Source organism: Desulfoluna sp. (genome assembly GCF_030145185.1).
Lineage (GTDB): Bacteria > Desulfobacterota > Desulfobacteria > Desulfobacterales > Desulfolunaceae > Desulfoluna.
This window is the reverse complement of sequence record NZ_JAQYWB010000025.1, coordinates 47185-73734: the sequence shown is the minus strand read 5'-3', so window position 1 is coordinate 73734 and position 26550 is coordinate 47185. Positions and strand designations below refer to the sequence as shown.

Annotated in this window: 19 protein-coding genes; 14 read left to right on the top strand and 5 right to left on the bottom strand. The window is 53.6% G+C overall.

The annotated features are described in order from the left end of the window. Window positions 1-9 precede the first annotated feature (9 nt). The 3 genes from Q1Q75_RS10180 to Q1Q75_RS10170 all read right to left on the bottom strand — a co-directional run bounded on the left by Q1Q75_RS10180 (window position 10) and on the right by Q1Q75_RS10170 (window position 4546). On the bottom strand, window positions 10-720 hold the full coding sequence (locus Q1Q75_RS10180) for a nuclease-related domain-containing protein (RefSeq protein WP_300670016.1): 711 nt from the start codon (window positions 718-720) through the stop codon (window positions 10-12). Window positions 721-841: 121 nt separating this feature from the next. Then, on the bottom strand, window positions 842-2275 hold the full coding sequence (locus Q1Q75_RS10175) for a hypothetical protein (RefSeq protein ID WP_300670014.1): 1434 nt from the start codon (window positions 2273-2275) through the stop codon (window positions 842-844). 477 nt (window positions 2276-2752) lie between these two features. Then, window positions 2753-4546 carry a sigma 54-interacting transcriptional regulator gene (locus Q1Q75_RS10170; RefSeq protein ID WP_300670012.1) on the bottom strand — a complete coding sequence of 598 codons (1794 nt, stop codon included), beginning with the start codon at window positions 4544-4546 and terminating at the stop codon, window positions 2753-2755. Between the two features lie 444 nt (window positions 4547-4990). On the opposite strand from Q1Q75_RS10170, the gene Q1Q75_RS10165 reads away from it, so the two are divergent. Beyond that, the gene (locus Q1Q75_RS10165; protein WP_300670010.1) at window positions 4991-5449 is read left to right on the top strand and encodes a thioesterase family protein; all 459 of its coding nucleotides are present in this window, start codon (window positions 4991-4993) and stop codon (window positions 5447-5449) included. Between the two features lie 528 nt (window positions 5450-5977). Here the strand turns inward: Q1Q75_RS10165 and Q1Q75_RS10160 are convergent. Continuing rightward, window positions 5978-7246, bottom strand: coding sequence for a hypothetical protein (locus Q1Q75_RS10160; protein ID WP_300670008.1), 1269 nt, complete (start codon window positions 7244-7246; stop codon window positions 5978-5980). A gap of 466 nt (window positions 7247-7712) precedes the next feature. On the opposite strand from Q1Q75_RS10160, the gene Q1Q75_RS10155 reads away from it, so the two are divergent. Both Q1Q75_RS10155 and Q1Q75_RS10150 read left to right on the top strand, forming a co-directional pair. Continuing rightward, window positions 7713-10541 carry an FAD-binding and (Fe-S)-binding domain-containing protein gene (locus Q1Q75_RS10155; RefSeq protein ID WP_300670005.1) on the top strand — a complete coding sequence of 943 codons (2829 nt, stop codon included), beginning with the start codon at window positions 7713-7715 and terminating at the stop codon, window positions 10539-10541. Window positions 10542-10917: 376 nt separating this feature from the next. Then, a complete protein-coding gene (locus tag Q1Q75_RS10150) occupies window positions 10918-11697 on the top strand; it encodes an alpha/beta hydrolase (protein WP_300670003.1) in 780 nt (259 codons plus the stop codon). 124 nt (window positions 11698-11821) lie between these two features. On the opposite strand, the gene Q1Q75_RS10145 is transcribed toward Q1Q75_RS10150, so the two are convergent. Continuing rightward, window positions 11822-12640 (bottom strand): SDR family NAD(P)-dependent oxidoreductase, encoded by an 819-nt coding sequence (locus tag Q1Q75_RS10145; RefSeq protein ID WP_300670001.1) that lies wholly within the window; start codon window positions 12638-12640, stop codon window positions 11822-11824. A 219-nt stretch (window positions 12641-12859) separates the two neighbouring features. Here Q1Q75_RS10145 and Q1Q75_RS10140 point away from each other — a divergent pair, with 219 nt between their 5' ends. The 11 genes from Q1Q75_RS10140 to Q1Q75_RS10085 all read left to right on the top strand — a co-directional run bounded on the left by Q1Q75_RS10140 (window position 12860) and on the right by Q1Q75_RS10085 (window position 26494). Beyond that, window positions 12860-14671, top strand: coding sequence for an acyl-CoA dehydrogenase (locus Q1Q75_RS10140; RefSeq protein WP_300669999.1), 1812 nt, complete (start codon window positions 12860-12862; stop codon window positions 14669-14671). Between the two features lie 246 nt (window positions 14672-14917). Next, entirely contained in the window at window positions 14918-15538 is a 621-nt protein-coding gene (locus tag Q1Q75_RS10135) for a hypothetical protein (protein ID WP_300669997.1), read from the top strand. 722 nt (window positions 15539-16260) lie between these two features. Next, window positions 16261-17241 carry a cytochrome c3 family protein gene (locus Q1Q75_RS22605; protein WP_366945193.1) on the top strand — a complete coding sequence of 327 codons (981 nt, stop codon included), beginning with the start codon at window positions 16261-16263 and terminating at the stop codon, window positions 17239-17241. A gap of 83 nt (window positions 17242-17324) precedes the next feature. After that, a complete protein-coding gene (hmcE, locus tag Q1Q75_RS10120; protein WP_300669991.1) occupies window positions 17325-18002 on the top strand; it encodes a sulfate respiration complex protein HmcE in 678 nt (225 codons plus the stop codon). A 130-nt stretch (window positions 18003-18132) separates the two neighbouring features. Continuing rightward, window positions 18133-19518: a sulfate respiration complex iron-sulfur protein HmcF gene (hmcF, locus tag Q1Q75_RS10115; protein ID WP_300669989.1), complete on the top strand. Its 1386-nt coding sequence runs from the start codon at window positions 18133-18135 to the stop codon at window positions 19516-19518. A 731-nt stretch (window positions 19519-20249) separates the two neighbouring features. After that, window positions 20250-21221 (top strand): cytochrome c3 family protein, encoded by a 972-nt coding sequence (locus tag Q1Q75_RS10110; protein ID WP_300669987.1) that lies wholly within the window; start codon window positions 20250-20252, stop codon window positions 21219-21221. An 82-nt stretch (window positions 21222-21303) separates the two neighbouring features. Beyond that, window positions 21304-21981: a sulfate respiration complex protein HmcE gene (gene hmcE, locus Q1Q75_RS10105; protein WP_300669985.1), complete on the top strand. Its 678-nt coding sequence runs from the start codon at window positions 21304-21306 to the stop codon at window positions 21979-21981. 39 nt (window positions 21982-22020) lie between these two features. Continuing rightward, window positions 22021-23406: a sulfate respiration complex iron-sulfur protein HmcF gene (hmcF, locus tag Q1Q75_RS10100; RefSeq protein ID WP_300669983.1), complete on the top strand. Its 1386-nt coding sequence runs from the start codon at window positions 22021-22023 to the stop codon at window positions 23404-23406. A gap of 461 nt (window positions 23407-23867) precedes the next feature. Further along, entirely contained in the window at window positions 23868-24779 is a 912-nt protein-coding gene (locus tag Q1Q75_RS10095; protein ID WP_300669981.1) for a universal stress protein, read from the top strand. 310 nt (window positions 24780-25089) lie between these two features. Continuing rightward, a complete protein-coding gene (locus Q1Q75_RS10090) occupies window positions 25090-25881 on the top strand; it encodes a DUF3786 domain-containing protein (protein ID WP_300669979.1) in 792 nt (263 codons plus the stop codon). A gap of 118 nt (window positions 25882-25999) precedes the next feature. Then, a complete protein-coding gene (locus Q1Q75_RS10085; RefSeq protein WP_300669977.1) occupies window positions 26000-26494 on the top strand; it encodes a DUF1566 domain-containing protein in 495 nt (164 codons plus the stop codon). Window positions 26495-26550: the final 56 nt, after the last annotated feature.

Below are 26550 nucleotides of genomic sequence, written 5' to 3'. Positions count from 1 at the left end.
CCTTATGGATCAGGCGGTGTACCGTTTGAGGATGTAGGCGGCGATGGAATCCACCAGCTCTGCAGAGATGCTCTCTTTTCGGCCTTTTTCAATGTATGACACGAGGTCTCGGGATTCGATGAATTTCATATCGTTCACAGCTTTCATTCGCGTGGGGTGATCGGTCTGGGGAACCATCACCGGTATGGGCATCACATCCTCGGCCCACCCTTTGCGAATGACAATGTTCAGGAGGTGACAGATGCGCCAGGTGCTGGTGCAGAGGCTGTCAAGGGAGTGGGGGCCCGCATGCAGGATATTATTCTTTATCTCAAGGGGGCCCTCTTTGCGAACCCGGCCCATCACGAAGATGCCCCAGGGTGAGACGACCAGATGATCGACCCGAAAGAGCTCCAGGGTCAGGTTGTTAAAAACGTAACATCGGTCTGAGAGTTTCCCCAGGTGCTGGATGACGGACTCTTCTTCCTGGATGGCGCCTTTAAAACGGGTCGGATTAAAGAGCATGGTCAAAGCCAGGGGGTTGGACCGGAGGGTGACAAAGCCGATAATGGCCGTGCAGGAGAAGGTAATGGCGGCAATGGCCCAGATTTCAGCCATGGGATCCTCGGAGAAGGCGATCATCATCCCCGAAAGGACCACGGTGACAGTCACCATGAGAAAAAGGTGGCGAGTGACCGTTTGCTTGAGTCCGTCGGTGGGGTTGCCCTGTATATAGGCCATGTCGTGATCTCCTTGTCAGTGTAAGTAAAAAACGTTCGAGGTCCCCGGTTTGAGGAGTCGCTTCGCTCCATCCCGAAAAAAGCGGACAGGAGCGAAGCGACTTCAGAGAGCCGTGAACTTTTTATGCGACTTTGTTCAGATGAGCTTCGATCTCCTTGTTGATTTTGTCCGGAGAGTCTCCGGGAAAGATCGGCTCTTCTTTGATGTAAGCTTTTTCTTTATCACCGCCTAAGTAGATGAGAGCACACATCACGATGGCTGCGCCCAGACCCCATGCGGCTCCGCGAGTGGCCACGATGGCACCGGTGACACCGGCGATGCCCAGGTCGTTAAAAGAGCGGGCTTTCAGGATGCCGATGCGGACGCTGACGTACCCCTGGATCAGCATGGTGGAGGCCAGGCCAATCCCCAGGATGGGTCGGACCGCAGCGACGATGGGGGCCAGGAAGTAACCGGTCCAGGTGCCTAAACGGAAGGAGGCCGCGCCGCCACTGATGGAGTCCATGGCTTCCGGGCCGTGCTTGTAACGTTCGCACAGGACCACCTGCATGGCTGCCCAGAGGGGTCCGCACATGGAGATGTCGGGACCGATGACACTCATAATGGTGTTTCGAACGCCGAAGATGATGTGGGAACGGTTCGGGTTGTAGTCGATGTGCTCATCCGGACGATATTTCTGAGCATCTTCAAGGAGGGCCTGACTTTGGATGACATCTCCGAAGATAACCAGATAGGCACTGATGACCATGGGAATACTGGAGATGAACATGTGGGCCGATGGAATCGGAATATTGCCCAGCATGGTGAAGTCTCTGAAGAGCGTCGTGAAATCGGGGGAGGTGATGATTTCACTGGTGAAGGTCGGCCAGGCGAGCTCCCCGGTGAGCGGCCCGACAAAGACCGCCAGCGCCAGGGTGGGCATCATGCCGAGGTTGGCAAGATAGAAGAAGAATTTATTTTTATTGCGAAGGGTTTTAAAGTGCTCGGAGAAAAGAAGGTAAAAGGCCAGGCCCACGCAGATGACAACGGTCCAGGGGAAGTTGTCAAAGCTTTTCAGACCATTACCGGGCTTAAAGACGATCATGACGGCTGCAAAACCGGCGCCTAAGACGATGCCGGACTGCATGGCGTTGGGGATGATGGAAACAAATTTTTTGGCCAGGCCCGAAACGCCCAGAAAAATACAGAAAACACCAAACATCAGCTCAAAGGCGATGAGGCACTGCATTCTCTCCACCCCGGGAGCAAAGGTCTCAACATAACCGATGAGCAGGGGGATGGCCGGAGTGACCCAGCCGGGGACCACCGGGTCTCCGAAGGTGACGTGTGCCAGGTACAGGGTGCCGTTCATGATGACGATGGCCAGGGCCACCTCAAAGGACATGCCCAGTTTGCCGGTAAGAACGGGGATAATGGCCAGACAGACGGTACACATCAACAGGCCCTGCAGGTAATCCGGCCATTCGAAACGGTAGTGAATAAAGGGCAGCCTGAGCGTGAGGGGTCCCATGGGGATTCCTGCCTGCTTGCCACCGTGCTCGCGGTATTTACTCATACTTCATTCTCCTTCCAACATCTTACGTTCAGTGCTCTGGACGCCGGCAGATGAGAGGTCTCATAAAAACTCGTGAACATCTTTGTACACTGAGCATTTACAGGCTTACGCCCGAAGAGGAAATCATCCGTCGACGATCGATCATGACCGGCTTTCGAGGTAGTTGTCTCGCAAGGAGTATGCCAACCTGGAAGAATGACTTGTTCTGGTGGTAAAAAAGGCGGATTCCAGCCCGCTGGATATAGGGCGTGTCCAATGTTTACGGGCCTTACGGTCATCACACGGTGGGATGGATGTTTGTCGGAGAATAGCGTTGGTCTATGCTGGGAGATGGGGTGCTGGCGATGCATTTTGGCATCTCTGGTCTGTGGCGGTAGAAACATATTTTTTTGTAACATACTTAAATACAACTTAAATCTGGGTTTTGTATCCACGCGATGCAGGAAGGCATCGCATGAATGCATGGATGCATCGGGATCAGGCCCCTTCGGGACGCAGTCCGTAGCGGGATGCTTTTCGAACGACAGTGGACTGGTTGACCCCCAGGGCCTCGGCGGCTTTTCGGGTGGTCCCATGGGTATCCAGAGCCTCCTTGATGGCACGGGATTCGACCTCTTCCAGGATCTCTTTCAGGGTTTTACCGGTGAGGCAATTCAGGCGACTCTTTCCGCCCGGGTGACGAATGGCCTCAGGGATGTCTGAGATCCCGATGAGCTCTCCAGGGGTGATCACCACCAGACGCTCGATGACATTTTCGAGCTCCCGAACGTTTCCGGGCCAGTCATGGGTGGTGAGGATATCCACCACGTTGGGGTCCATCTGCTTCGAAAAATCGAAGCGTTTGTTGTACTTGGCCAGAAAATGATAGATCATCGGGACGATGGCTTCGGAACGTTCCCGCAGAGGGGGAATCTGGACCGGCACCACATTGAGCCGGAAGAACAGATCCTTTCTGAAGTTCTTCTCCTCAACCATTTTCTCCAGATCCCGGTTCGTGGCGGCGATGATCCGGACGTTGACCGTGATGGGGCGGGTGTCACCGATGCGGGTGATCTCTTTCTCCTGGATGACCCGAAGCAGTTTGCTTTGGAGGGGCAGGGACATCTCCCCCACCTCATCCATGAAAATCGATCCGTTGTGGGCGGCCTCAAACAGGCCTGCTTTCCCTTTGCTGGACGCTCCGGTGAAGGAGCCGGGGGTGTAGCCGAAGAGTTCTGCTTCCAAAAGGGTCTCCGGAATGGAGGCGCAGTTGATTTTGATGAAGGGCATGCTCTTTCGCTTGCCGTTGGCGTGGATCATCTCGGCCACCATCTCTTTGCCGACCCCGGATTCCCCCTGAATCAGCACGGTGGAGTCCACCTGGGCGATGCGCATGGCCAGTACCTTGATCTCCAGCATTTTTTTGGAACGGACCACAAACTGGCCATCCCCCTGTTTCTGCCGCAGGCTGTTGAGCTCGATCTCATATTGGGACCGCAGAGTCTTCATGGAGCACAGTTCATGCTGCAGGCTGTTGAGCTTTGTCATGTCCCGGACGTTGGTGACCACACGAAAGATGTTCCCTTCTTTGTCCAGGACAGGGGTTCCGGTGACCATAATGGTTTTGCCGTTTTTGACCTCTTGAAACACCGACTCAGGGCGCTTGCTCTTGAGGACCTTGAGGGTGACGGACTCGTTGTAATATCCATTTTTCACCAGTTCTGCCATGGACATGCCGATAATTTCCGAGTGGCGGATACCCGTGAGGTGTTCGTAGGCCTTGTTCAGCCGGGTGACTGTCCCCTGGCCGTCGGTGACGAAGATGCCGTCAAAGGAGGATTCGATGATGGCCTGAAGCTCTTCGTTGGTGTTGCTGGAGAGTTTCAGTTCATCGGCCAGGGATTCAAGGCCTGAAATATCTTGAAGGAGGGCCATGGCCCCGACCACCATGCCATTGTCGATGATGGGACTGCGGTTGGCGAGGTAGAGTTTGTCAGCGATGCGGAGTTTATGGGCGGCCTCGGGCTTACCGGTCTCCAGAATGCGGGTCAGGCGGGTCTCGGCGATCATGGAGCCGATGGGAGCGCCAAGGACTTCCTGTCGTGAGCGGTTCACCACCTGGGTAAAGGTCTGGTTGCACAGAACGACCCGGCTGCGGCTGTCTATGGCCACCACGGGGTTGTGAATGGAGTCCATAAGGACAATGATCTGGTCTGAGATGTTCATTTTGAGGTTTTTGAAAAATGATGCACCTGCATCGCTTCGGGCTTCGGGATTCTTCAGCTCCTTCATACGACCTCTCTCTGTCCGGTACTTGCATGACCTGGTCATCGATCCACGACGCAGGAAGCCCTGGAGGGAATCGGTGATTTTGGAACTCCATGAAACGCCATGGGTGTGCCTTTAAAACTCACCGTGTTGTAACAGGCAAAAGATGAGGGGAGCAATCCTTTTCTTGCCGCGGTACATGGGACAGGGTGCAAACAGTTTTCAAGTTTCATTTTCAGGTATTTTCAGCTATCACTCTTTGTTTGTCAGTCTTCTGGCGGCCCGAAGTGACTGGCATGCCTTGGCTGAAGGATGGATGAGCTCAAATTACTTTGTGTGCTATAGGTTGCCGTGTGCCGGGCCCTTTTCTTATGAAATACCCGATGGGTTTTATTTATAACGGGACCCTGTGAAATCTGTTCATCAGAGCTGGTATCAGGAACGATGAACGAAGCTGGAGAGAGTGTGATGCCGCGGATTAAACTGGCAGTTCAAAAGGAGTATCCCTTTACGTGTGAGATTCACGTGCGGGTTGGTGATTTGAATTATGGCGCTCATGTGGGAAATTCCGAGATGGTGGGCATTCTTCATGACGCCCGGGTGGCTTTTTTGGGCTCTATGGGCCTCAGCGAGGGGGATTTGGGGGATGGAAAAACCGGTATCGTCATGGATGATCTCGTGGTGAATTTCCGTGCCGAAGCCTTTCTTGGCGATAAGCTCACCATCGGCTGTGCCTTTGGTGAGGTCGGAGAGGCCGCCTTTCGGATCCACTATCATGTGACCGCAAAGGGTAAAACCATCTCTGTGGCGGAGACCGGACTCGTGGCGTTTAACTACGCCGCACGACGTATTGCCTTTTTGCCGGATATCTTTAAGGAAAAGGCGTTGGGGGTGGGCAGGGGGCAGGGGGCAGTGAATAGTGAATAGTGAATAGTGAATAGTGAATAGGGAGTGGGGAGTGGGGAGTAGGGAATAGGGAGTGGGGACCGGCAGGATGCATTCATATGAAGCTGTATATTTTGTAACCATTCAGCTTCATCCTGTCTCTGGCGGGTCTCTTTTTGGAAAAAGTTTCGCAAAAATGTTTCAGCCCGTAGGGTGCGGCTCCCGCACCGTTCAACGTCACGCAATCTGCCGGCCCCGTCTCAATACGTATCAAAAAATGCGGCGTTGCAGGTTTATCGGACGTTAAGCGGTGCGCACGGCGCACCCTACCTTTCACCTCGACACGGTTACCAAAGGACAGACCCTTTATACGGTTTCCGTCTTCATCGCCACTGCCATACCGGTGTGTGGCGATTGGGTGGCATGAGTTGAATAGTTACCATATCTTTTTGTGTTGAGGTTTCTCATGAAATATCCGGGATGGCAAACCGAAGGCACTCTTCGGGGGTGACGTAGGGTCACCGGGTGGAGAGCTCCTCCTTATTCATCGGCCTTTCGGCCCCTTTCGTTTTATCTCATCTCCCTTCTCCTCTCATTATTCTCGGCTCGTTTTCCTGGTTTTACAATGAAGAGGCGTCGTTCTTCTGAAGGGGCTTTTCGGGCCAATTGCCTCAGCATGACGACGCTCTTTTCAAGCACGTCAAAATCGATTCGGGGCACGGGTTTCAAGGCTCCGATGCCTTCTGGCACCATCAGGGGATGGTTTGACAAGGGGTTCTCCTGGTACTGGATCAGTTCATTTTTGAGCTCCAGTTCGCCGATTTCGGTCCGTGTCTCCAGGAAGCGATTCCAGACGGGGAGTCCGCAGGTGAGCATGGCGTGGATGAATCGTGAGAACTCTTCCTCTGCGAGGCTCTCTGTGCAATGGGCGTAGCAGGCGTTCAGAGCGACTCCGACGGAGAGGGCGTGTCCGTGGGTGAGTTTGTCCCCGGAGCGTGTCTCCAGCCAGTGCGCGACCCGGCACCCGAGACCCGACGGGCCGGTGGTGCTTTCGGAGAACGGATCGCTGGATGCCTGGATCTTCTCCAAGTGGAGAAGGGCTGTTTTGTAGACCACTTTTTCCACTGTGGCAGGGTCATTCTGATGAATTTTCCGTGCTTTTTTGACGAGGACTGAGAAAAATTCCGCGTCGGTAGCCAGGGCCATCTTAAAGGCTTCGGCCATGCCACTTAAGTGGTGTTCAAAGGGAAGGGTCTTGAGCAGTGAAAAATCAATGAAGACGGCGTAAGGGGGAGCCGCGATCGCTGAAAAGTTTTTGATGCCGCAGGCGTTCATGAAGCGCAGGGTTCCGATTCCTGCCGCGCACTGAGAGAGGGTGGAGGTCGGAATGTTTGCCGCACGAATGCCGCCCCTGCATTGAGCCAGCGCTGAGCCTGCCGCGTCCAGAAAGGCACCGCCTCCCACGAGGAAAACAAGGCCGTCCGGTGTTAGGTGGTGGGTGTGGGTGATGGACAGGATCTCATCCAATAAGCGTCGGTTATTTTTGACGGATTCGCCACCGGACAGGACAAAAGGTGGGTGGCAGAGGTCGAAAAAGGGGTGCTCTTTCTGAAAATAGCGGGTGATCTGTTTGATCAGAGTCCGGTTGCGTGCCACGACCCCTGAGTCAATGAATACCGCGCATCGTGTCGGATGATCATGGCCCATTTGGGTCAGGGTTTGGCGAATCGTCTGGTTGTCTCCGGCAAAGAGATCGGTTGTAAAGCAGACGGGGTAGTGGTGGTGGGTCTGAAATTTCTGGGTGTAGGTGGGAAATTTTTGAAATGGGTTTCGTGTCATCAAAACCTCCCCTGAAAAGAGTTGTGGTGATCGTTCATTGGAAAGACAAACATTGTTTGGCTTGAGCGTTGAGCAGATCCGTGGGAAACACCTTGACATGTCAGGGTTTAGCCGGAAGGGATGTGGCGGTAAACAAGGGAATACATGTACTAAATAGAAAAAAAGTATCACATTCATGGCTTGATGACAATCCGAGAAAGTGATTTGTAAGGGGAGAATGACAAATTGTACAGGTGTGGGGGGACATTTGTGAAATCTAATAGGCGTTGGGGCTAACCTCCTGGGAACACATAGAACCCTTCATATACGTTGACACATCGAGGTGGATTCACCATAATAAATTCACACCGCCGCCGTTTCGGTGGAGACGCTTCAACCGATTGCTCTCTCCTCTCCTTTTTATTCCTGCATGCCTTCGCCGTTTCGGTGATGATCACTTCCCAATTAAAACAAGCGAGGCTTCACCATGCTGACGAAAGAGTATAAAGCCTTTTTCAAGGCGATGAAACATGTGGTCCCTGCTGATCGGATCACCACCGACCCTCTTTACACCCTTGCCTATGGTACGGACGCCAGCTTTTATCGCTTGGTTCCGAAAATCGTGATTACAGTCGAAGAGGAGATCGAGGTGGTTCGCATCCTCCGGGAGGCCCAGGCACAAAAACTGCCCGTGACGTTTCGGGCTGCGGGAACCAGTCTTTCCGGTCAGGCTGTGACCGATTCCATTCTTGTGCGACTGGGTGCCTCCTGGAAGGGCTGCTCTATTTTTGACAATGCGTGTAAAATAAGGCTTCAGCCCGGAGTGATCGGCAATTGGGCCAATATACGCCTGGCTCAGTTCGGCAAAAAGATCGGGCCGGATCCCGCCTCCATCGACACCGCTCAGATCGGGGGCATCGTCGCCAATAATGCCAGTGGCATGTGCTGCGGGGTCGCAGAGAACAGTTATAAGACCCTTGCTGACCTTCGGGTGGTCTTTTATGACGGGTCGGTGCTGGATACGGAAGACGATGCCAGCCGCAGCCGGTTTTGTCTTGAGCACCCGGACATTATTCAAGGGCTCACCGCCTTGCATGATACGGTCAACGCCAATGAGACCCTTTCCGAAAGAATTCGGCGCAAGTTTAAAATCAAAAACACCACCGGTTACAGCCTCAACGCCCTGGTGGATTATCATGACCCCTTTGACATCCTTAAGCATCTTCTCGTGGGATCGGAAGGGACCCTGGGGTTTATCTCCTCGGTGACTTACCATACCGTGGTGGAGCATCCCCACAAAGCCTCGGCGCTTCTTCTTTTTCCCAATATAGAGACCGCCTGTAAGGCCACCGTGATCCTCAAACAGCAACCCGTTGCCGCCGTGGAGCTGATGGACAGAGCCGCCCTTCGGTCTGTCGAGGAAAAAGAGGGGATGCCCGAGGCCATCCAGGGGCTTGCCGAAGGCGTCACCGCTTTGCTGGTTGAGACCCGTGCTGAAACGGAGGAGGATCTTAACGACCAGATTGCGGCCATCACCACCTCCGTGGTGGATCTTAATCAGGTGGTGCCCACCGCGTTTACCCCCAGGCCGGAAGAGTTTACCCGGCTCTGGGCCATCCGGAAGGGGCTCTTTCCCGCAGTCGGGGCCGTGCGTCAGACCGGCACCACGGTGATCATCGAAGACGTGGCCTTTCCCATGGAAAAATTGGCCTCGGCCACCCTGGAGCTCCAGGAACTCTTTAAAAAATATCATTACGATGAAGCGATTATTTTTGGCCACGCCCTGGAGGGAAATTTGCATTTTGTTTTTACCCAGGCCTTTGAAGAGCAAGCCGAGATCGATCGCTATCAAAAATTTATGGATGATGTGGCGACCATGGTGGTGGGGACCTATGACGGGTCCCTTAAAGCAGAGCACGGAACCGGTCGCAACATGGCTCCTTACGTGGAGATGGAATGGGGCGCTGAGGCCTATCGCCTGATGAAAGAGATCAAAACTCTTTTTGATCCGGACGGGATTTTAAACCCGGGCGTCATTTTGAACGAAGATCCCCTGGTCCATATTAAAAATCTAAAACCCATGCCCGCCGCGGATGAGATCGTGGATAAATGCATTGAATGTGGATTCTGTGAGCCGGTCTGCCCCTCAAGAAATCTGACCTTCACCCCCAGGCATCGCATCACTGGCTGGCGTGAAGCCAAACGCCTGGAAAAGAACGGACAGGGGAAAAAATGGAAAAAGGCGTATCAATATCCAGCCCTTGAGACCTGTGCCACCGACGGGCTCTGCGCCCTGCGTTGTCCCGTTGGAATCAACACCGGCGCGTTTATAAAAAAACAGCGCGCCGAAGCCACCGGAGCCTTGGGCCATCGCGTGGCCGATACCCTCGCTGACCATTATCACGGCACCACCCGGAGTATCCGGGCGGGCCTTAAGGGAGCGCACCTGGTGCACACGCTGGCCGGAGATTGCGTTATGGAGGCGGCTGCCCTGAACGCCCGGCGCCTTTCGCTTCATACCTTGCCCCTGTGGAACCGAGCTCTTCCCGATGCTGCGAAAAAGATGAAGAAGAGGTCTGGGAGCTCAATGAATCCTTTAAAAGTGGTCTATTTCCCCTCTTGTATCGGTCGAAGTTTCGGCGCCACTGGGGAGATGACCGACAAGCGCCCCTTGGGTGATGTAACCCTCTCCGTGCTGGAGAAAGCGGGCTATGATGTCATCCTTCCGGAAGGCCTCGACTCTTTATGTTGCGGACTTCCCTTTGCCAGCAAGGGCTATACAGGACAGGGAGAGAAGAAAGCCGCAGCCCTTGAAAAAGCCCTGCTTGCCGCCAGCCGGGATGGCGAGTACCCGGTCCTTGTGGATACCAGCCCCTGCCTGTATCACATGAAAGAAACCCTGACAGAGGCCTTGTCCCTTTATGAGCCCGTCGCCTTTATTCTGGAGTTCCTTAAGAAACGTCTCCTGTTTCATCGGATCGATGAAAAGGTGGCCATTCATGCCACCTGCACCACCATCAAGCTGGGCCTGCACGAGCAACTGAAAGAGCTCGCCGAACTCTGCACCACCCGGGTGGTGGTCCCGGAAGATATTAACTGCTGCGGGTTTGCCGGAGATCGGGGGTTTAACGTCCCGGAACTCAATGAAGCCGCCTTGGATGGCCTGAAAGACCAGGTCGCCGGGTGCAGCGAAGGCTTCTCCACCAGCCGGACCTGTGAAATTGGCCTCAGCCTCCATGGCGGCATCAACTATTCGTCGATTCTGTATCTTGTCGATCGGTGTACGGCGCAGATTGTGGAGACGAGGGAGTTGTAAAAGGGGTAAAGGGATAAAAGCAAAAGCGTGCTTCGTGCTTGGTTCTTCGTGCTTGGTTCAAGGAGGCGCTACGCTTCATCAATTAAGGGATAAAAGCAAAAGCGTGCTTGGTTTAAGGAGGCACTGCGCGACGATAATTGAATGAACAGCCCGTGATACATTTTTTCTTGGTATCGCGGGCTGTTTTGTGTTTAATCATGGGTGAGTGAATCCCTATCACGGATATTTCATGAGAAAACGACCATGCCAAAACAATAATATGTTATTACAATGTGTTACCAGGAAAGATATAGACACTTAAAAAATGCAAAATGTAATCCCCGGTAGTCTGTCTGATTTTCGTGAAATATCCGGGCTATATATAAGGAAGGCGGTCATGACTCATTTGCGAACCTATGGAACGGCTCCTTATTCTGTGGCGGTGTTGCACGGCGGGCCGGGAGCGGCCGGGGAGATGGCGCCGGTGGCCCGGGAGCTTTCCGGGGGGCGGGGGGTGCTGGAGCCGCTTCAGACGGCGGCGTCTCTGGAGGGCCAGGTTGAGGAACTTCGTGCTGCGTTGAGCAAGCATGCGCAGGGGCCGGTGACGCTGGTCGGGTTTTCCTGGGGGGCCTGGCTCGGGGTCATTTTGACCTCCCGTTATCCAGAGTTGGTGAAGAAATTGATTCTTGTGGGGTGCGGGCCCTTTCAGGAGTCGGATGCCGCGGGTATTGATTCGTTTCGTATGGGGCGCTTGACGGCGGGGCAACGGGCCGAGGTGAAGCGGTTGATGCCGGATTTAAAGTCTCCTTCGGCACGTATTCGGGATGAGATTTTTACGCGATTGGGCACGATTCTTTCTCAGGCCGATGCCTTTGATTCCACGGGAGGGGCGTTGGACGAGGTCCGATGCTCCGCAGATATTTTTCAAGGGGTCTGGCCAGCGGCGGAAGCCTTGCGGCGGCAAGGCGGTCTGCTATCCATGGCTGCCACCATCGCCTGTCCGGTGGTGGCCATCCACGGGGATTACGACCCCCATCCGGCCGAAGGCGTTCGAAATCCCCTCTCAGCGTGTCTTACCGATTTCCGGTTTATTCTTCTTGCCCATTGTGGACACAAACCCTGGATGGAATCGCAGGCCAAGGCTCTTTTTTATAAAACCCTGAAAGCAGAACTGTAAAGGTCATTTGCGAGCAACACCCTTGAACCAATCACGCTTTTGCTTTTAAAAATCAACTGGCCATTTGCGAAGCAAATCCCTCGAACGAAGAACGAGGAACCAAGCACCAAGCACGCTTTTGCCTTTAACGTTTAAATTTTCTCATCAGGATGGCGTCCCTTTGGCGGGTGGGGACCCATTTTTTCAGAAAGGGGAGAAGTCGGCTGTGGGTACCGAGACGGATGATGGGAGGAATGTTCTCTTTTAAAAGAAGGGTTGTCAGTGTATCTGCGAATGGGCCAATGGCCATGGCGCTCTCCTGGGAGATGCGGGTGCGATGAACGATGGCATCCATGGCAGGGGCGAAGTGGTTGAGATGACGCGTGGTCTTTTTCAGCTGGGCCTCAGCGTTGGCGGAAAAGCGGGAGGCGATGCCTCCGGGCTGTACCGTCACTACGCGAATGCCGAAGGGCGCCAGTTCAAGCCGTAAGGCGTCGCTGGCGGCATGGAAGGCGGCCTTGCTGGCGGCGTATGCCCCGGAAAAGGGGGTGGGAAGAATTCCGGAGACGCTACCCATGTTGATGATATGGCCTTTTCGCTCGGTGATCATGCTGGGGACCACGGCTTGAATCACGGCGATCTGGCCGAAAAGATTCGCCTGGAATTGGCGGCGGATCTCCTCCACAGGCATCTCTGCCAGGGGGCCCATGGCCCCGTATCCTGCGTTGTTGATTAACATATCAATGGCTTTTTCCTGGGCCAGGAGGCTCTTGACGGCGGCGGTGATGGACCTCTCGTCCGACAGGTCCATGGTGAGGGGGCGGGCCCCGAGGGCGACGAGGGGGGAGAGCGTCTCGGGGTTTCGCGCCGTGGCGTAAACGGTCCAGTCGGATTTTAGAAAATTGCGGGCCAGGGCCTCGCCGATGCCCGATGAACATCCGGTGATAAGAGCAATGCGTTTCATGGCGTTGTGCCTCCAGGTTGTGGGGTGGGGTGAACAGGGATGCGGAGGTGATTTTGTTGTTTCAAATAGTAACAAAGATTATATATAGATACAATCATCTTGACATGAGTGGGCTCTCTTGGTTAAAGCTGACGTTAACGTTATAAAAATCCGTGCGGCATGATCCCATGCCGGATCACATGCATCCGAAATTCAAGAATAATCCAGGGGAGAGACTCGATGGCCTACCAACTTGCAGACCGACGTGATGTTGATTTTGTTCTCCATGAGCAGCTTAATTTAAGCGATCTCAGCAATTACGAGCTCTATGGGGAGTTCAATAAAAAAACCATCGATCTGGTGCTTTCGGAAGCGCGTAGCCTTGCTTTGAAAGAGGTGCTTCCCACCAACGCTCCGGGAGATCTGGCCGGGTGTTCCCTCGAAAATGGGAAAGTTCTGATACCTGAGGAGTTCAAGCGAATCTGGGAATTATATAAAGACGGGGAGTGGATTGCCACCAGTGAAGATCCGGACTGGGGCGGGCAGGGCATGCCCCATGCACTCTCCATGGCCTGCACCGAGTATCTGTCCGGTGCGAACATGGCCATGTATATGTACGTGGCCCTGACCCACGGCGCCGCCAACCTTGTGGAGGCCTTCGGCTCCGAAGACCAGAAGAAAAAATACCTTCGCAAGATGTACTCCGGCGAGTGGACCGGTACCATGCTGTTGACCGAGCCCGGTGCAGGTTCTGATGTCGGTGCGTTGACCACGACCGCCACGCCCAACGCCGATGGAACCTATCACATCAAAGGCAGCAAGATTTTCATCTCCGGCGGGGAGCACGAAATGGCTGGGAATATCATCCATCCCGTGCTGGCCCGTATCGATGGGGCGCCCGTCGGCACCAAGGGGATCAGTCTCTTTACCGTGCCCAAGTTTCGAGTCCGTGAAGACGGCACGCCGGGTGAATTTAATGATGTGGTCTGTACCGGTATTGAACACAAAATGGGCATCCACGGCAACTGCACCTGCTCCCTTGCCCTGGGAGAGAAGGGGGGATGTATCGGGGAACTCCTCGGTGAGCCCAACAAGGGCATGCGCGCCATGTTTCAGATGATGAATGAAGCCCGCCTCTTTGTCGGCGTCCAGGGGCTCAGTGTCGCCAGTGCCTCCTATGCAAACGCCTTGAGTTATGCCAAAGATCGCGTTCAGGGACCCAATCTGATGACTATGATGGCGTCGAATCCTCCGGCGGTTCCCATCATTCAGCACCCCGATATTCGGCGGCAGCTTATTTCCATGAAGGCCAACGTGGAGGCCATGCGAAGTCTCCTGTTTTATATCGGGTCCTGTTCAGACCGGAAGCGCGTGAGCGACTCCGAAGAGGAGAAAGAGCGTCTTCAGGGAATCATCGATGTGCTGACCCCCATCGGGAAAGGCTACGTCACGGATCGATCCTACGATGTCTGCTCCCACGGGATGCAGGTGTATGGCGGGTATGGCTTTATCGAAGAGTATCCCCAGGCCCAGCTGCTCCGTGATTGCCGCATCACCATGATCTACGAAGGGACCAACGGGATTCAGGCCATGGATCTTCTCGGGCGAAAGCTTGGAATGAAAAAAGGGAAGGCCGTGATGGATTTGATGGCCGAGATGCAAGCGACCATCAACGAAGCCAGGCAGGTTGAAAACCTGGCTTCCCTTGCCGATGATCTCGAGCAGGCCGTGGGCAAGCTCGGGGAAGTGGCCATGCATATGGGGAAGACTGCCATGAGCGCCGACGTGATGAATGCCTTTGCCTGTGCTCACCCTTTCATGACCGTGACAGGGGATGTGGTCTTCGCCTGGATGCACCTCTGGCGTGCCCTGACCGCTACGGCCGGTCTTGAAAAGGCCAAAAAGAAAGACAAAGATTTTTACGAGGGCGTTTTGGCCGCTGCGAAGTACTACATCGACGCGGAGCTCCCCATCTCCCAGGGACGGATGTGCGCTATCCTGAAAGGCTCGGATACCGCCATGACCATCCCGGAGTCCGCTTTCTTCGGATAAAAAAGCCTCTCTCCAGCGGCCAGGAGAGCCCCCTTGAAAAAGGGGTGCCGCTGCCTTTGTCCCTCCTTCTTTTTTGGGGGGGCAGGTGCAGCGGTTTTTTTTGTGCCCTTTCCTTTGCCACGCGCCGGTTTACCCTCCAGGCTTCTGGCTGATCCATCACGATTGACATCTTATGCCTTGCGGTATAGATATCCTTCATGATTTTGGCTGGTTGCTTTTTTTGTTGATTGTGAATCCGGGGGGAAGATGTTTTTTCTGGGCGTGTATCTCGAGGAGGGGGAGGGGACGGCGCAGGTCGTTGTGGTTGAAAAGTGTTTTTTCAGCGGGACCAAGCGGTACCGAATTGCCCATGTGGAGAGGGTGCAGGCATCGGATGGCGATGGCCTGAAGAAAGCCGTTTTGGAGATGCGCCTGGATGAGCGATGGACGGCGGTTAAAAAGGTTTTCAGTCAAAGCGGCCGGCCCCCGAAGATTAAAAAGGAGCCGCCCCTGATCCTTCTCTCCTCTTGGAACGACGAGGTCCAGCTGGCCGAGGCGTTGAGACGGCGCTGCGCGTCTGTCGAAGTTCTCCTTCGCGAGGCACCGGACGAGAGGGTACGCAATCGGTTGAAGGCGGATGCCTTTGACAACTGCCATGTGGTCAGCACCGGGATGATGGTTGCCGCCCTCGGAAAAACCCTTGCCAGAGGGAGTCTGAATGCCGGGCAACTGAGGTCGGATCTGGCCGCTCCGCTCTCTTCTCTGGCCGGGATGCTGCTGGACGAGCCCGAGCGTTGTTCTGCTGCCGGGAGCTCTCTCCCCTGGCTCTCCGCCCTGGGGAGCTGTGTCTGGCATGGAGAATCCATCCGGCGAATCAAACGATATTGAGCTTGATTCTGATCGACTTTTCCGCATCAAACACCTTGGCTTCTGGCCAAGGTGACCCTTCATTTTATGTCCCATTTTCCCTGTTGGGTGCAGAGGGGTCTTTCTGACCCGACGGTCCCAAATTCTTTCCCTGCGGGTCTTCTTCTCGCTTTTTTAGGCACCCTGAGGTTCGTTTCTCAGGCATGGGATGCCCTGGCATGGTGAGAGTTTCCTTTTATGAATGTAGGTATTTTTCTTTGCTTTAATAATTCTATTTGCCGAACTCATCAGTAAAATTGATCAAGGGTTTTTATTCTATACTAAATAGAGGGGGTAATAGTGGAATATTTTTTACGGAATTTAATACGCTGAAAATAAACACAATATTTAGATAGCAATGGGCAAGGTGATTGATTTGTTAGAAAAATCAATTGACAATACCAGGGCCTCGGGCGTAATGTTCCTTTGCTCATACGCAGTGGGCATGGAGTGTTAATTAAGTAAAAACCAGTGTAACACATAATTAGGGTGATTAGCTCATCATTGCCGGGTGTATTTTTATACCCTTGCCAAGGTGTTCCTTTTAAATAAGGGCAATCGTCTTCTCAGCAGGATTGGAAAAAACACGTTCTCAGGCATTCGTGTCGGGGGTTTTTAGGGTGGAATGAAGCTGCAGCCTTTGGGGCTGGGCCTGAGATATCCATTGTTTTTTTTGTTAACCTGATTCATGAGAAGGAACCGTTATGCGTAAACGAGTCGAGGCTACTTTCGCGATTCTCCTAATTTTGTTGTGTGTGGGGATGAGGCTGGCGTATACCGGCAATGAGAAGTTGCCGGAACGAGGCGAAGATCTCATCATTCTTGATGCTCTTGATTCCTTTGGGGAGAGAGAACGTCCGGCAGTCCGATTTCCGCATGAGAAGCATGTGGCAGACGAGCAGGGGGCTTCCAACTGTCTGGTGTGCCATGAACCCAGGTCCGAAGAGGGCTCGGGGATTAAGTTTGCCTTTAAAAATCGGGATGGGCTTTCCCGTGAGGCGGTCAAGGATCTCTATCACTCGGAATGCCTCGGGTGTCATGCCGACCTTGAAGCCGCAGGCCAACCTTCCGGCCCACAGATCTGCAGTGAATGTCATGTCAATTCCAGCGTGGACTCTCCACGTTCTTCTCATACTCTTCATTTTGATGCCTCTTTGCACGCTCTGCATGAAGACGCGGCTTCCCTCGACTGTCAGGCTTGCCATGATTCTTCTGGCGCTGTTCAGCGGGTTGTGGCCCAAGACGCTTCACACCCAGTCTCCCCGAAGAATTCCTCCCATGCTTTGTGCATCACCTGCCATCTAAACGTTCGAACTTCTGGGGAGACGTCTGCGCCTTTGGATTGCACCGGGTGCCATGCGAACCCTCCTGCTTCCGCATCATCTTCCGAAGACACCCTTCTTTCTGAAAACGTTGCCCATGGCGGCGAAGTAACCTTCGATCATGATCTGCATGAATCGGCCGATATCGCCTGCGACGTGTGCCACCACAAAGAACCTGAAACCAGCTGTTCCGAATGCCACACCGATGGGGCGTCGCCCGAAAGCGGTGGGATTACGCTTCAGGTGGCCATGCATACACGCTCGTCAGAGCGGAGCTGCCTTGGGTGCCACGAAAGCATGGGAGCCGGGGTGGTAGACGATTGCACCGGGTGTCATGAGCCTTTCACCGTCGGCCATAAATAAACAGGTTGTTTCATCGTGAACCCAACCTCGCCTCGATTTTTGGGGCGCTGTATTCTCTTTCGGATTGAAATGGAGGCATCACCATGTATCAGTTTATTACCGGGCCGCTATTGTGGCTCTCTTTCACTATTTTCTTCGTCGGGTGCTTCACGCATGTGGTGCTCTATATCAAAGACCTTGACGAGGCACTGGACAGGGTTTCCTATACCACTCATATCGGTTGGGCTATCCGGGGCGCCCTGTGGTCCCTCATTTCCTGGATGGTGCCCTTCGGCACGCGCAGCTGGCGTGTCAAGCCCGTTTATACGCTCATGTTTTATCTTTTCCATATAGGCGCGGTGATTGCGCCTCTGTTTTTGTCGGCCCATGCCGTTATTTTGGAATCCCGCTGGGGGATCTCTGTTCCGACCCTTCCTGACGTGGTGGCCGATTGGTTGACCGTCGGGGTTATCGTGGCCGCTGTGGGCGTGGTGATTCGTCGTTTTATTCTTCCTGAAGTTCGCATTCTTACCACGGACCGGGAGCTCGGGGCTCTTTTTATCGCCGTCGCTCCTTTTGTCACCGGGTGTATGGCCTACCACCAGGTAGGGGACAGCACCTACTGGACCCTGGCCCACATCTTATCCGGTGAGCTGCTGTTGGTGGCGATTCCCTTTACCAAGCTTTCTCACCTTGTCCTTTTTTTCTGTTCCCGAGTTCAGATTGGTATAGATTTCGGCACCAAGAGGGGCGGGATGAAATCCGTTGGTATGCCTGTTTAAATCAAGGCAGCCAACACCCTGCAGGCTATGACGCACCCGTCAGCAAACAGGCCGCTTGAAAAGGCTCGGGGTGCCCCCACCTCGCTGGTGGCGATTTGTATGGAACATGATGACAGAAGGATACGAGACAATGCCCGAAGGAATATTTTGCAACAGGAAGTCCATTGACACGAAAGAGGGACTTCAGGAGTTCATGACAGACAAGGGGGGAGCTGCCTATTACAAAGAGATGGAATCTCTTGAAGTCAATGTTCCCGCCTTGAAGGCTGAACTGAAGAGGACCCTTAAATCAAGGCTGAAGACCTGGCTGAATACCTGTCAGGGATGCGGCCTCTGCGCCGACTCCTGCTTTTTCTATCTTGCTAACGATAAGGACCCCAAGCAGGTCCCTTCATATAAAATTCAATCCACCCTGGGCGAGATGGTTCGCCGAAAAGGCGAGGTGGATACCCCGTTTATGATCCATTGCATGGATGTGGCCTGGGGGCAGTGCACCTGTTGCAATCGATGCACCCTGTATTGTCCCATGGGGATCGATATGGGCGTGATGTTCAGTTACCTCCGCGGGCTGCTTTATTCCCAGGGCTTTGTTCCGTGGGAAATGAAGATCGGATCGGGGATGCACCGTGTGTACCGTGCCCAGATGGACATCACCACAGAGGACTGGGTGGATACCTGTGAGTGGATGGAAGAGGAGACCGAGGAAGAGTGGCCGGGTCTGAAGATTCCCATTGACCAGGAGGACGCAGACATTATTTACACGGTCAATGCCCGTGAGCCCAAGCATTACCCGGGAGATCTCGCCGACGCCGCCATTTTGTTTCACTTGGCAGGTGAGAAATGGACAGTCCCCTCCGAAGGGTGGGAAGAGACCAGCCTTGCCATGTTTGCTGGAGACTGGGAGGCGGCTAAAATGCAGGTGAAGTCCGTTTATTCGGCCATCGATCGGCTCAAGCCCAAGCGGATGGTCGTGACCGAATGCGGGCACGCGTATCGGGCCACCGTCATCGAAGGGCCCTACTGGGCCGGCATTAAAGATGGAAAACCTCCAGTGGAGACCCTGCATTATGTGGAGTGGGTGGCAGAGGCCCTGCGGACGGGCAAGCTGAAGATCGACCCTGCCAAAAGAATCAAGGAACCCGTGACGTATCATGATTCCTGTAACTACATTCGTAACGCAGGCCTGGCCAATGACGCACGGTATATCATGAGCATGATTGCAGAGGATTTCAGGGAGATGACCCCCAACCGTGAACATAACTTCTGCTGTGGCGGGGGCGGGGGCTTAAACGGCATCGGGCGCTACCGGAAAGAGCGAAACACCGGCATGATCGTCAAGCGGGACCAGATTCTTGCCACGGGAGCAAAGCTGGTGATTACCCCCTGCCACAATTGCTGGGATGCCATTCGTGACCTGGAAGAGGTGTATAAAATTGGGATCCGCTGGTCATTTCTCAAGCCTTATCTCGTTAAGATGGCCGTGGTGCCTGACCACTTGCAGCATCTGGAAGAATAAGAGCTTCGGGAAGCACTATTGGTTCAATCCACATGTTGTGGGGCGTCTTGCCGGTGACATGTCATCATGGTTGATTTTCTGCGTTTGTGAGAGGGGACCGTTTTGGGCTTGAGCAGGCCTTTATTTACCGCGGCCTTTTGAATTTAAAGAAGGCAAATGCGGGGTAGCACAGTGTAAGATCGGCAGGCGGAAACATCGTCTGCCGATTTTTTTTTGTGGAATTCTGGCCTTGTAATTCACCTTAGCGTTTGGAAAGCTGTATTTAGGAATGTCGTTAAAAGGGCGAACAGGCCCCTTGGATCTATACGATAGACATAGGGTTCAGGTATCGGGGCAACAAAAAAAAGTCAAGTACTTGAAATTGTGAGCAACTATGGCGGAATCCTCAGACCTTTCTCCAAGGGCGTTGTTAAAAAATATTTGACAATGTGATGGCTCATGGTAAAATACAGCTGCTCATTCGCAGTGGGCTTGGAGTTTCTATTTAGTAAAATGTGTAACACATAACAGGCATTATTGCCTGTGGTGGAGCTAGTTATTGTTCCACACCCCTGATAGACTGCACTTTACACACCAAGGTGTCGGCTTTCATATGGCAGGAATTCAAAGAGAAAGTATCCTGAATTCACTTTAGGGATATTTGCGTGCGGTATTTACGTCGGTGTCGACACGACCCGGTACGGATATAGCCATTGTTTTCTGTTAATTTGAGGGTTCAGTAAGGAGCAGTTATGCGTATACGAGTCGGGGCAGCCCTGGCCATTCTCCTGGTTCTTTTCTTTTTCAGCCTCTGTCTTGCGAATTCAAAAGACAATGGCGGTCAAGGTCTGGGGGGAGATGTCATCGCCATTGATGCAATGTTGCCGTATGGAGAACGTGAACGTCCACCGGTTCTGTTTCCACACGATCGGCATGCAGCCTATTCCGGAGAGACAGGCTGTCTCTCGTGTCACGATGAAAGATCAGGGGACGGTTCCGGGATATCTTTTGCCTTTAAAGGCCGTAAGGGGCTTTCCGGCAACGAGATCAGGGACCTGTACCATACCGAATGTATCCGTTGCCATGCTGAAGGCGTGGCCACGAAACAGCCCACAGGTCCTCAGATCTGCGGAGGATGTCATGTCAGAGACAAGGCCGTACCCACCTCGTCTTCCTATGCCATTGATTTCGACGATTCTCTTCATTTTACCCACACAGAAAAAGCGACCCTTGATTGTCGGGCATGCCATGACTTGCTGAATGGCGATGACTCCGAAAAGTCGGGGGATAGCATGAGTCCTGGGTTGTCGTCTGACAATGTGTCCCATGATTTGTGTATTACCTGCCATTTAGTCGACCGTAACCATAAAAAACCGAGTGGACCCTTAAGCTGTAAGGCCTGCCATGCATTGCCTGCCCAGTCTTTGGCCGATTTAAATCCCTCTAAGGACGTCGCCCGAGGAGGTGAGGTTCTCTTCGATCATGATCTCCATGAAATGGCTGATATTTCGTGCGACGTCTGTCACCACAAAGAACCTGACACCCGCTGCTCCGAGTGCCATACCGATGGCGACTCCAGTCAGGGCGGTGGGATCTCGCTTTATGCGGCCATGCACACCCGAAATGCGGATCGAAGCTGTATCGGGTGTCACGATGAAATGGGAGCCGGTGACGTGGATGATTGCACCGGATGCCATGCTCCTTTCAGGACCGGTAATCCGTAACCCTTCCATGTCATGAAGAGACGAAAATCAACGTTTTCCATGGGTTGCCGTCTTCTTATCGGATAGTGAAAAAGGAAAAACCATGTATCAATTTATCACCGGGCCGCTTTTGTGGCTCTCCTTCAGCATCTTTTTTATCGGTTGCTTTGTTCATGTGGCCCTTTATATCAGGGGTCTTGACTTCCAACTGGACCGAATCGCTTACAATACAAATATCGTCTCCGGCGTCAAAGCTGCCTTGCGCTCCATCGGACTTTGGCTGGTCCCTTTCGGGACGCGTTGCTGGCGGCAGAATCCTGTGTACACCCTGATTTTTTATCTCTTTCATGTGGGCGCCGTGGTGACCCCTCTTTTTTTATCTGCCCATTCGGTTATCTTGAAATACCGATGGGGCATCTACATGCCGGCTATGCCCGATGTTGTGGCCGATGTCCTTACCGCAGGCGTGCTCGTCGCCGCTTGTGGCCTGTTGCTTCGTCGCATGCTGGTTCCCGAGGTACGGAATCTCACGACCCCCCGAGACATTGGGGTCCTTTTTCTCTCTGTGGCACCTTTTGCGACAGCCTTCATGGCCTATCATCAGATCGGTGATGTGACCTTCTGGACGATCGCGCATATCCTGTCCGGTGAGCTGTTTCTCGTGGCTGTCCCTTTTACCAAACTGTCTCATATCGTGCTTTTTTTCTGTTCACGCATTCAGATCGGTATGGATTTTGGGATCAAGCGCGGCGGAGTGAAATCTTCTGGATTCCCCTGGTAATAGAAAAAATGATGATCATGTAATGAAGGAAACGAGACCATGCAGCAAGGCAAATTATGCAACAGAATACCCGTGGAAACCAAAGATAAACTGAAGGAAATTTTAGGGGATAAGGGCGGCATCCAGTATTACAAAGAGATGGAGAGCCTTGAGGTGGACGTGCCCGCCTTGAAAGATCTGCTTAAGAGGACGTTGAAATCGAGGCTGAAAACCTGGCTGAACTCCTGTATGCGGTGCGGGCTCTGCGCGGATTCCTGCTTTCTCTATATCGCCAACGACAAGGACCCCAAGCAGGTTCCTTCGTATAAAATCCAATCGACCCTGGGGGAGTTGGTCCGTCGGAAAGGGGAGGTGGACACCCAGTTTATGATGCACTGCATGGACGTGGCCTGGGCCCAGTGCACCTGTTGCAACCGATGTACGATGTATTGCCCCATGGGTATCGATACGGGGGTCATGTTCAGTTACCTGCGAGGCATCCTTTTTTCCCAGGGGTTTGTGCCGTGGGAGATGAAGATCGGGTCCGGCATGCATCGGGTCTATCGCGCCCAAATGGACATCACTACCGAGGATTGGGTCGACACCTGTGAGTGGATGGAAGAGGAGACCGAAGAGGAGTGGCCGGGCCTTAAGATCCCCGTTGATAAAGAGAACGCCGATATTATCTATACGGTGAACGCCCGTGAGGCCAAGCATTACCCGGAAGACCTGGCCGATGCCGCCATTCTTTTTCATCTGGCAGGGGAGAACTGGACGGTGCCTTCGGAAGGGTGGGAAGAGACCAGCCTCGCCATGTTTGCCGGGGACTGGGAGGCGGCAAAATTGCAGGTAAAATCCGTGTATTCAGCCATCGAGCGCCTCAAGCCCAAGCGTATGGTGGTGACCGAATGCGGACACGCCTACCGGGCCACGGTTACCGAAGGGCCTTACTGGGCGGGCATCAAATCGGGGAAACCCCCGGTGGATAGCCTGCATTATGTGGAGTGGGTGGCCGAAGCCCTGCGTACTGGAAAACTCAAGATCGATCCGGCCAAAAGAATTAAGGAACCCGTCACCTTTCAGGACTCCTGCAACTACATCCGAAACGCGGGATTAGCTGATGACGCGCGTTATATCATGAGCCAGATTGCCGAGGACTTCCGTGAGATGAAACCCAACCGCGAGCATAACTACTGTTGTGGCGGCGGCGGCGGCTTGAACGGAATCGGCCGGTATCGGCAAGAGCGAAATATCGGCCTGAAAGTCAAACGGGACCAGATTCTTGAAACCGGTGCCAAGCTGGTTATTTCGCCCTGTCATAACTGCTGGGACGCCCTTCGGGATTTGGAGGAGGTCTACAAAATTGGAATTCGGTGGTCCTTTTTAAAGCCGATTCTCATCAAGATGGTCGTGGTTCCTGATCACCTGAAGCTCAGCGCTGAGTAGAAAAAAAGGGTGATTGGCGGGGCTTTGCCCGCCCATCATCCTGTCTCCGAAGGGGCTTGATGCCAGATAAAGGCTTGACGGCCCCTTTTTTTATGCTCAGGACGTACTGTCTGCCATTTTTTTAAGGGGCCGGTCAGACCTTTTGATCCTTGACGAAACAGGTCCTTGGGCTGAGTGCTTGACAAGTCGTCGTCAGGGCGTGTTATCTGTCTTAGAGAAAGAAGATATAACCATCGAAGGCTCGCTTTGATTCAACGCCCAGGGTGACATACCCCATGGGATCTGCGATCGCTCCTTTTTCGATGTGCTGGATTCCCCGATGTGGGCCCTCAATTTTTTTTTATGGACAAAACTCAGTGCGGCAAATGCCGTTTCTGGGGCTGCTCTTTAGACGATAGGTGATGTCCGGGGGATGAACCGCCGGGGGTCATGTGATTGATACTTCAGACAGGCAGGCATCCATGTTTAAAAAAATCCTCTTTGCCACCACGGCATCCCCCGAATGCGACGAAGCAGCCAAGGTCGCCTTTAACCTGGCCGGAAAGTATGACGCAGATATAAAAGTGCTCCATGTTTACGGGCTCCCCTCCCATGGTTTCAGTACCGAAGTAAAGGCCTTTCGGCCTGGCCGGAACGCGAACGCCGATGTGGATTACGAACAGTCGCTTTCAGCTGAAATTATGACGGGTTGCAAACCCCATATGGGGAAAGTCTCCGAATGTGACGTGCTCTTAAGATCCGGGGTCCCTCCCACGGAGATTCTGCGTATGGCCCGGACGCTTGAGAGCGATCTGATCGTCATGGGAGTGCACACCCCCATGGATGAAGCCGGGGCCTTGCGGTTTCGAAATGGGGTGGGCAATACCATGCAGAAGGTGTCCAAGAGCTCCAAAGCGCCGGTTCTCATTGTCAGCCGACCCTGCACCACCTGTTTCTGGTATTTCGAGAATATTATCTTCGGCACCGATCTCTCCAAGGCGTCGGATGCAGCATTTGCCTTTGCCTTGAAAGCCGCCATGGAAACCGGTGCCCGGCTCTTTATCTTTCATGCCCTTGACATTGAAGGGATGGATGCGGGGACCTTAGAGGATCCGTCGAGCGTAGAAAAACGCCTGGAGGAGGTCCGGGAGAAGATCAGGGAGCGCTACCTGTCCAAAGCCGGTGATTTCGTCAATATCGTCGTGGATGCCTGGGAAGGGACACCTTCTGTCGAAATTCTGAAATTTACCCGGGAGCACAAAGGGGATCTGATTGTCATGGCCCACCATGGCAAACGTGTGGATGAGGACGCGGGCATGGGAAGCACCGTGGAGCAGGTCGTTCTTCGCTCCTCTTGTCCGGTGGCCAGCGTTAACCGTGACGACCGGCTGTAAGACGGAGACGAGGGCGGGTGGAGGGTCGGTTTGCTGGAGCCCCTTTCATTCAACCCAAGGGGAAGAGGGACCGTGTCAGGGCGCTTCCTTGCCATACAGGTGATTGAAGCGCATCATAAAACGATAGTCGTGAATCGCAAGCCGGACCAGGGAACGACAGGGGTTGTCAATCGGTCACTTTAACTCCGGGGCATTTTTTGTTTTAATCCTGCGCACCTTTGGGCTATGAGTGAAGGGGGTCTCTTTTTTGGGGCCGCCCCTTTTGAGCCGGAATCTTTTTGTCGGCCTACCCACAAACCGGAGGTGTCCTGTGTCCCGTCCTAAAAATGCCATGGAGATATTTAAGCATCTGGAAAAATCCAACTGCCGGGAGTGCGGCGAAAAGAGCTGTCTCGCCTTTGCTGGCGCCGTGTTTACCGGGGCCAAACCCATTGAGGCCTGTCCCCGGGTGGATGAAGCCACCAAGGCGCTGTTTAATTGTGGCGCCGGGGAGACGGGAGACAACGGGGATATCTTTTTTTCCAGACTGAAGGAAGAGATGGCCTCGTGCGATTTTGCCGAGGCCGCCCAGCGTATCGGGGGGCGGGTTTCCGGGGACACCTTGGTTCTTAAGGTGTTGGGTAAGGACTTTGGAGTGAGCCATGACGGTCATTTTCATACAGATCTCCATGTGAATCCTTATCTGGGGGTTCCTTTTTTGAATCATGTGCTCCGTGGAAAGGGGACCCAGCCAAAAGAGGAGTGGATCTCCTATCGGGATATTCCCGGAGGTCGTGAACAGTACAACTTGTTTCATCGCCGATGCGAAGTGAATATGAAACGCCTGGCCGATTCCAGCGCCGGTCTGTTTGATGACCTGGTGCATCTGTTTGACGCCAAGGCCGTGGCTGCGCAGTTTCAATCGGATATTTCCGTGGTGCTGCGTTTTTTCCCCACGGTCCCCATGATGGTCTGCTACTGGGACGATCAGGATGGGCTGGATTCTTCCTTGAATGTTTTCTACGACAGCACCGCCATTGACAATGTGGACGCGGAGTCTCTGTTTTATCTGGGGGTTGGTTTTACCTACATGCTGGAGCGGCTGGCCCTTCGACACGGATAGCACAAAAAATGGATCATCGATGACAGAGCATGGGGTGACAGGCGGTCCTTTCTGCCCACACAGCCGGTTCGACTTTTTGCGCGTCCTTATTTGGATTACTTCAGCAAGGAGATAAACGATGACGATTAATGGCAGAACGAGAGGTTTACCGTTACGGCTGGGGCAATTCTCCGGGCTGGTTTTGGGGGTGTTGCTGGCCCTTGTGATGCTCCAGACCCCAGCCTTCGGAGAGCTTCAAGTGGACGCGGCGCAGGGGGTTGTCAGTGATTCCAGCACAGGGCTCATGTGGCAGCGGTACACCGGAAACGACGGCAAAGGGCTCACCTGGGATGAGGCCGTTTCCTATTGCAAGGCGTTGACCCTTGCCGGGTACGATGACTGGCGCCTGCCCGAGTCCAAAGAGCTGGAATCCATTATTCATCACTTAAGTTACAACCCCGTTGTGGACACACGCGCTTTCCCCGATACGGCGTCCTCGGGGTACTGGTCCGCGACACCCTACGACGTCAACCCAGACTATGCCTGGCGCATCGATTTTTATTACGTCGGGTATGTCAATGTCAGCAGAAAATCCAATCTTTATTTTGTCCGCGCGGTGAGAACGCAGCCCTGATTTTAGTGGTAATAATGAGTGTCCCTTGATGGCATGTGATACGTGAAGGTGGAGTG

Excerpts from the sequence above, each read along its gene's own strand:
- Q1Q75_RS10085 (WP_300669977.1), top strand. The coding sequence starts at position 26,000 with ATGACGATTAATGGCAGAACGAGAGGTTTACCGTTACGGCTGGGGCAA.
- Q1Q75_RS10160 (WP_300670008.1), bottom strand. The coding sequence starts at position 7,246 with ATGACACGAAACCCATTTCAAAAATTTCCCACCTACACCCAGAAATTT.
- Q1Q75_RS10135 (WP_300669997.1), top strand. The coding sequence starts at position 14,918 with ATGTTTTTTCTGGGCGTGTATCTCGAGGAGGGGGAGGGGACGGCGCAG.
- hmcE (WP_300669985.1), top strand. The coding sequence starts at position 21,304 with ATGTATCAATTTATCACCGGGCCGCTTTTGTGGCTCTCCTTCAGCATC.
- Q1Q75_RS22605 (WP_366945193.1), top strand. The coding sequence starts at position 16,261 with ATGCGTAAACGAGTCGAGGCTACTTTCGCGATTCTCCTAATTTTGTTG.
- Q1Q75_RS10145 (WP_300670001.1), bottom strand. The coding sequence starts at position 12,640 with ATGAAACGCATTGCTCTTATCACCGGATGTTCATCGGGCATCGGCGAG.
- Q1Q75_RS10095 (WP_300669981.1), top strand. The coding sequence starts at position 23,868 with ATGTTTAAAAAAATCCTCTTTGCCACCACGGCATCCCCCGAATGCGAC.
- Q1Q75_RS10150 (WP_300670003.1), top strand. The coding sequence starts at position 10,918 with ATGACTCATTTGCGAACCTATGGAACGGCTCCTTATTCTGTGGCGGTG.
- Q1Q75_RS10110 (WP_300669987.1), top strand. The coding sequence starts at position 20,250 with ATGCGTATACGAGTCGGGGCAGCCCTGGCCATTCTCCTGGTTCTTTTC.
- hmcF (WP_300669989.1), top strand. The coding sequence starts at position 18,133 with ATGCCCGAAGGAATATTTTGCAACAGGAAGTCCATTGACACGAAAGAG.
- hmcE (WP_300669991.1), top strand. The coding sequence starts at position 17,325 with ATGTATCAGTTTATTACCGGGCCGCTATTGTGGCTCTCTTTCACTATT.
- Q1Q75_RS10170 (WP_300670012.1), bottom strand. The coding sequence starts at position 4,546 with ATGAAGGAGCTGAAGAATCCCGAAGCCCGAAGCGATGCAGGTGCATCA.
- Q1Q75_RS10180 (WP_300670016.1), bottom strand. The coding sequence starts at position 720 with ATGGCCTATATACAGGGCAACCCCACCGACGGACTCAAGCAAACGGTC.
- hmcF (WP_300669983.1), top strand. The coding sequence starts at position 22,021 with ATGCAGCAAGGCAAATTATGCAACAGAATACCCGTGGAAACCAAAGAT.
- Q1Q75_RS10155 (WP_300670005.1), top strand. The coding sequence starts at position 7,713 with ATGCTGACGAAAGAGTATAAAGCCTTTTTCAAGGCGATGAAACATGTG.
- Q1Q75_RS10140 (WP_300669999.1), top strand. The coding sequence starts at position 12,860 with ATGGCCTACCAACTTGCAGACCGACGTGATGTTGATTTTGTTCTCCAT.
- Q1Q75_RS10165 (WP_300670010.1), top strand. The coding sequence starts at position 4,991 with ATGCCGCGGATTAAACTGGCAGTTCAAAAGGAGTATCCCTTTACGTGT.
- Q1Q75_RS10175 (WP_300670014.1), bottom strand. The coding sequence starts at position 2,275 with ATGAGTAAATACCGCGAGCACGGTGGCAAGCAGGCAGGAATCCCCATG.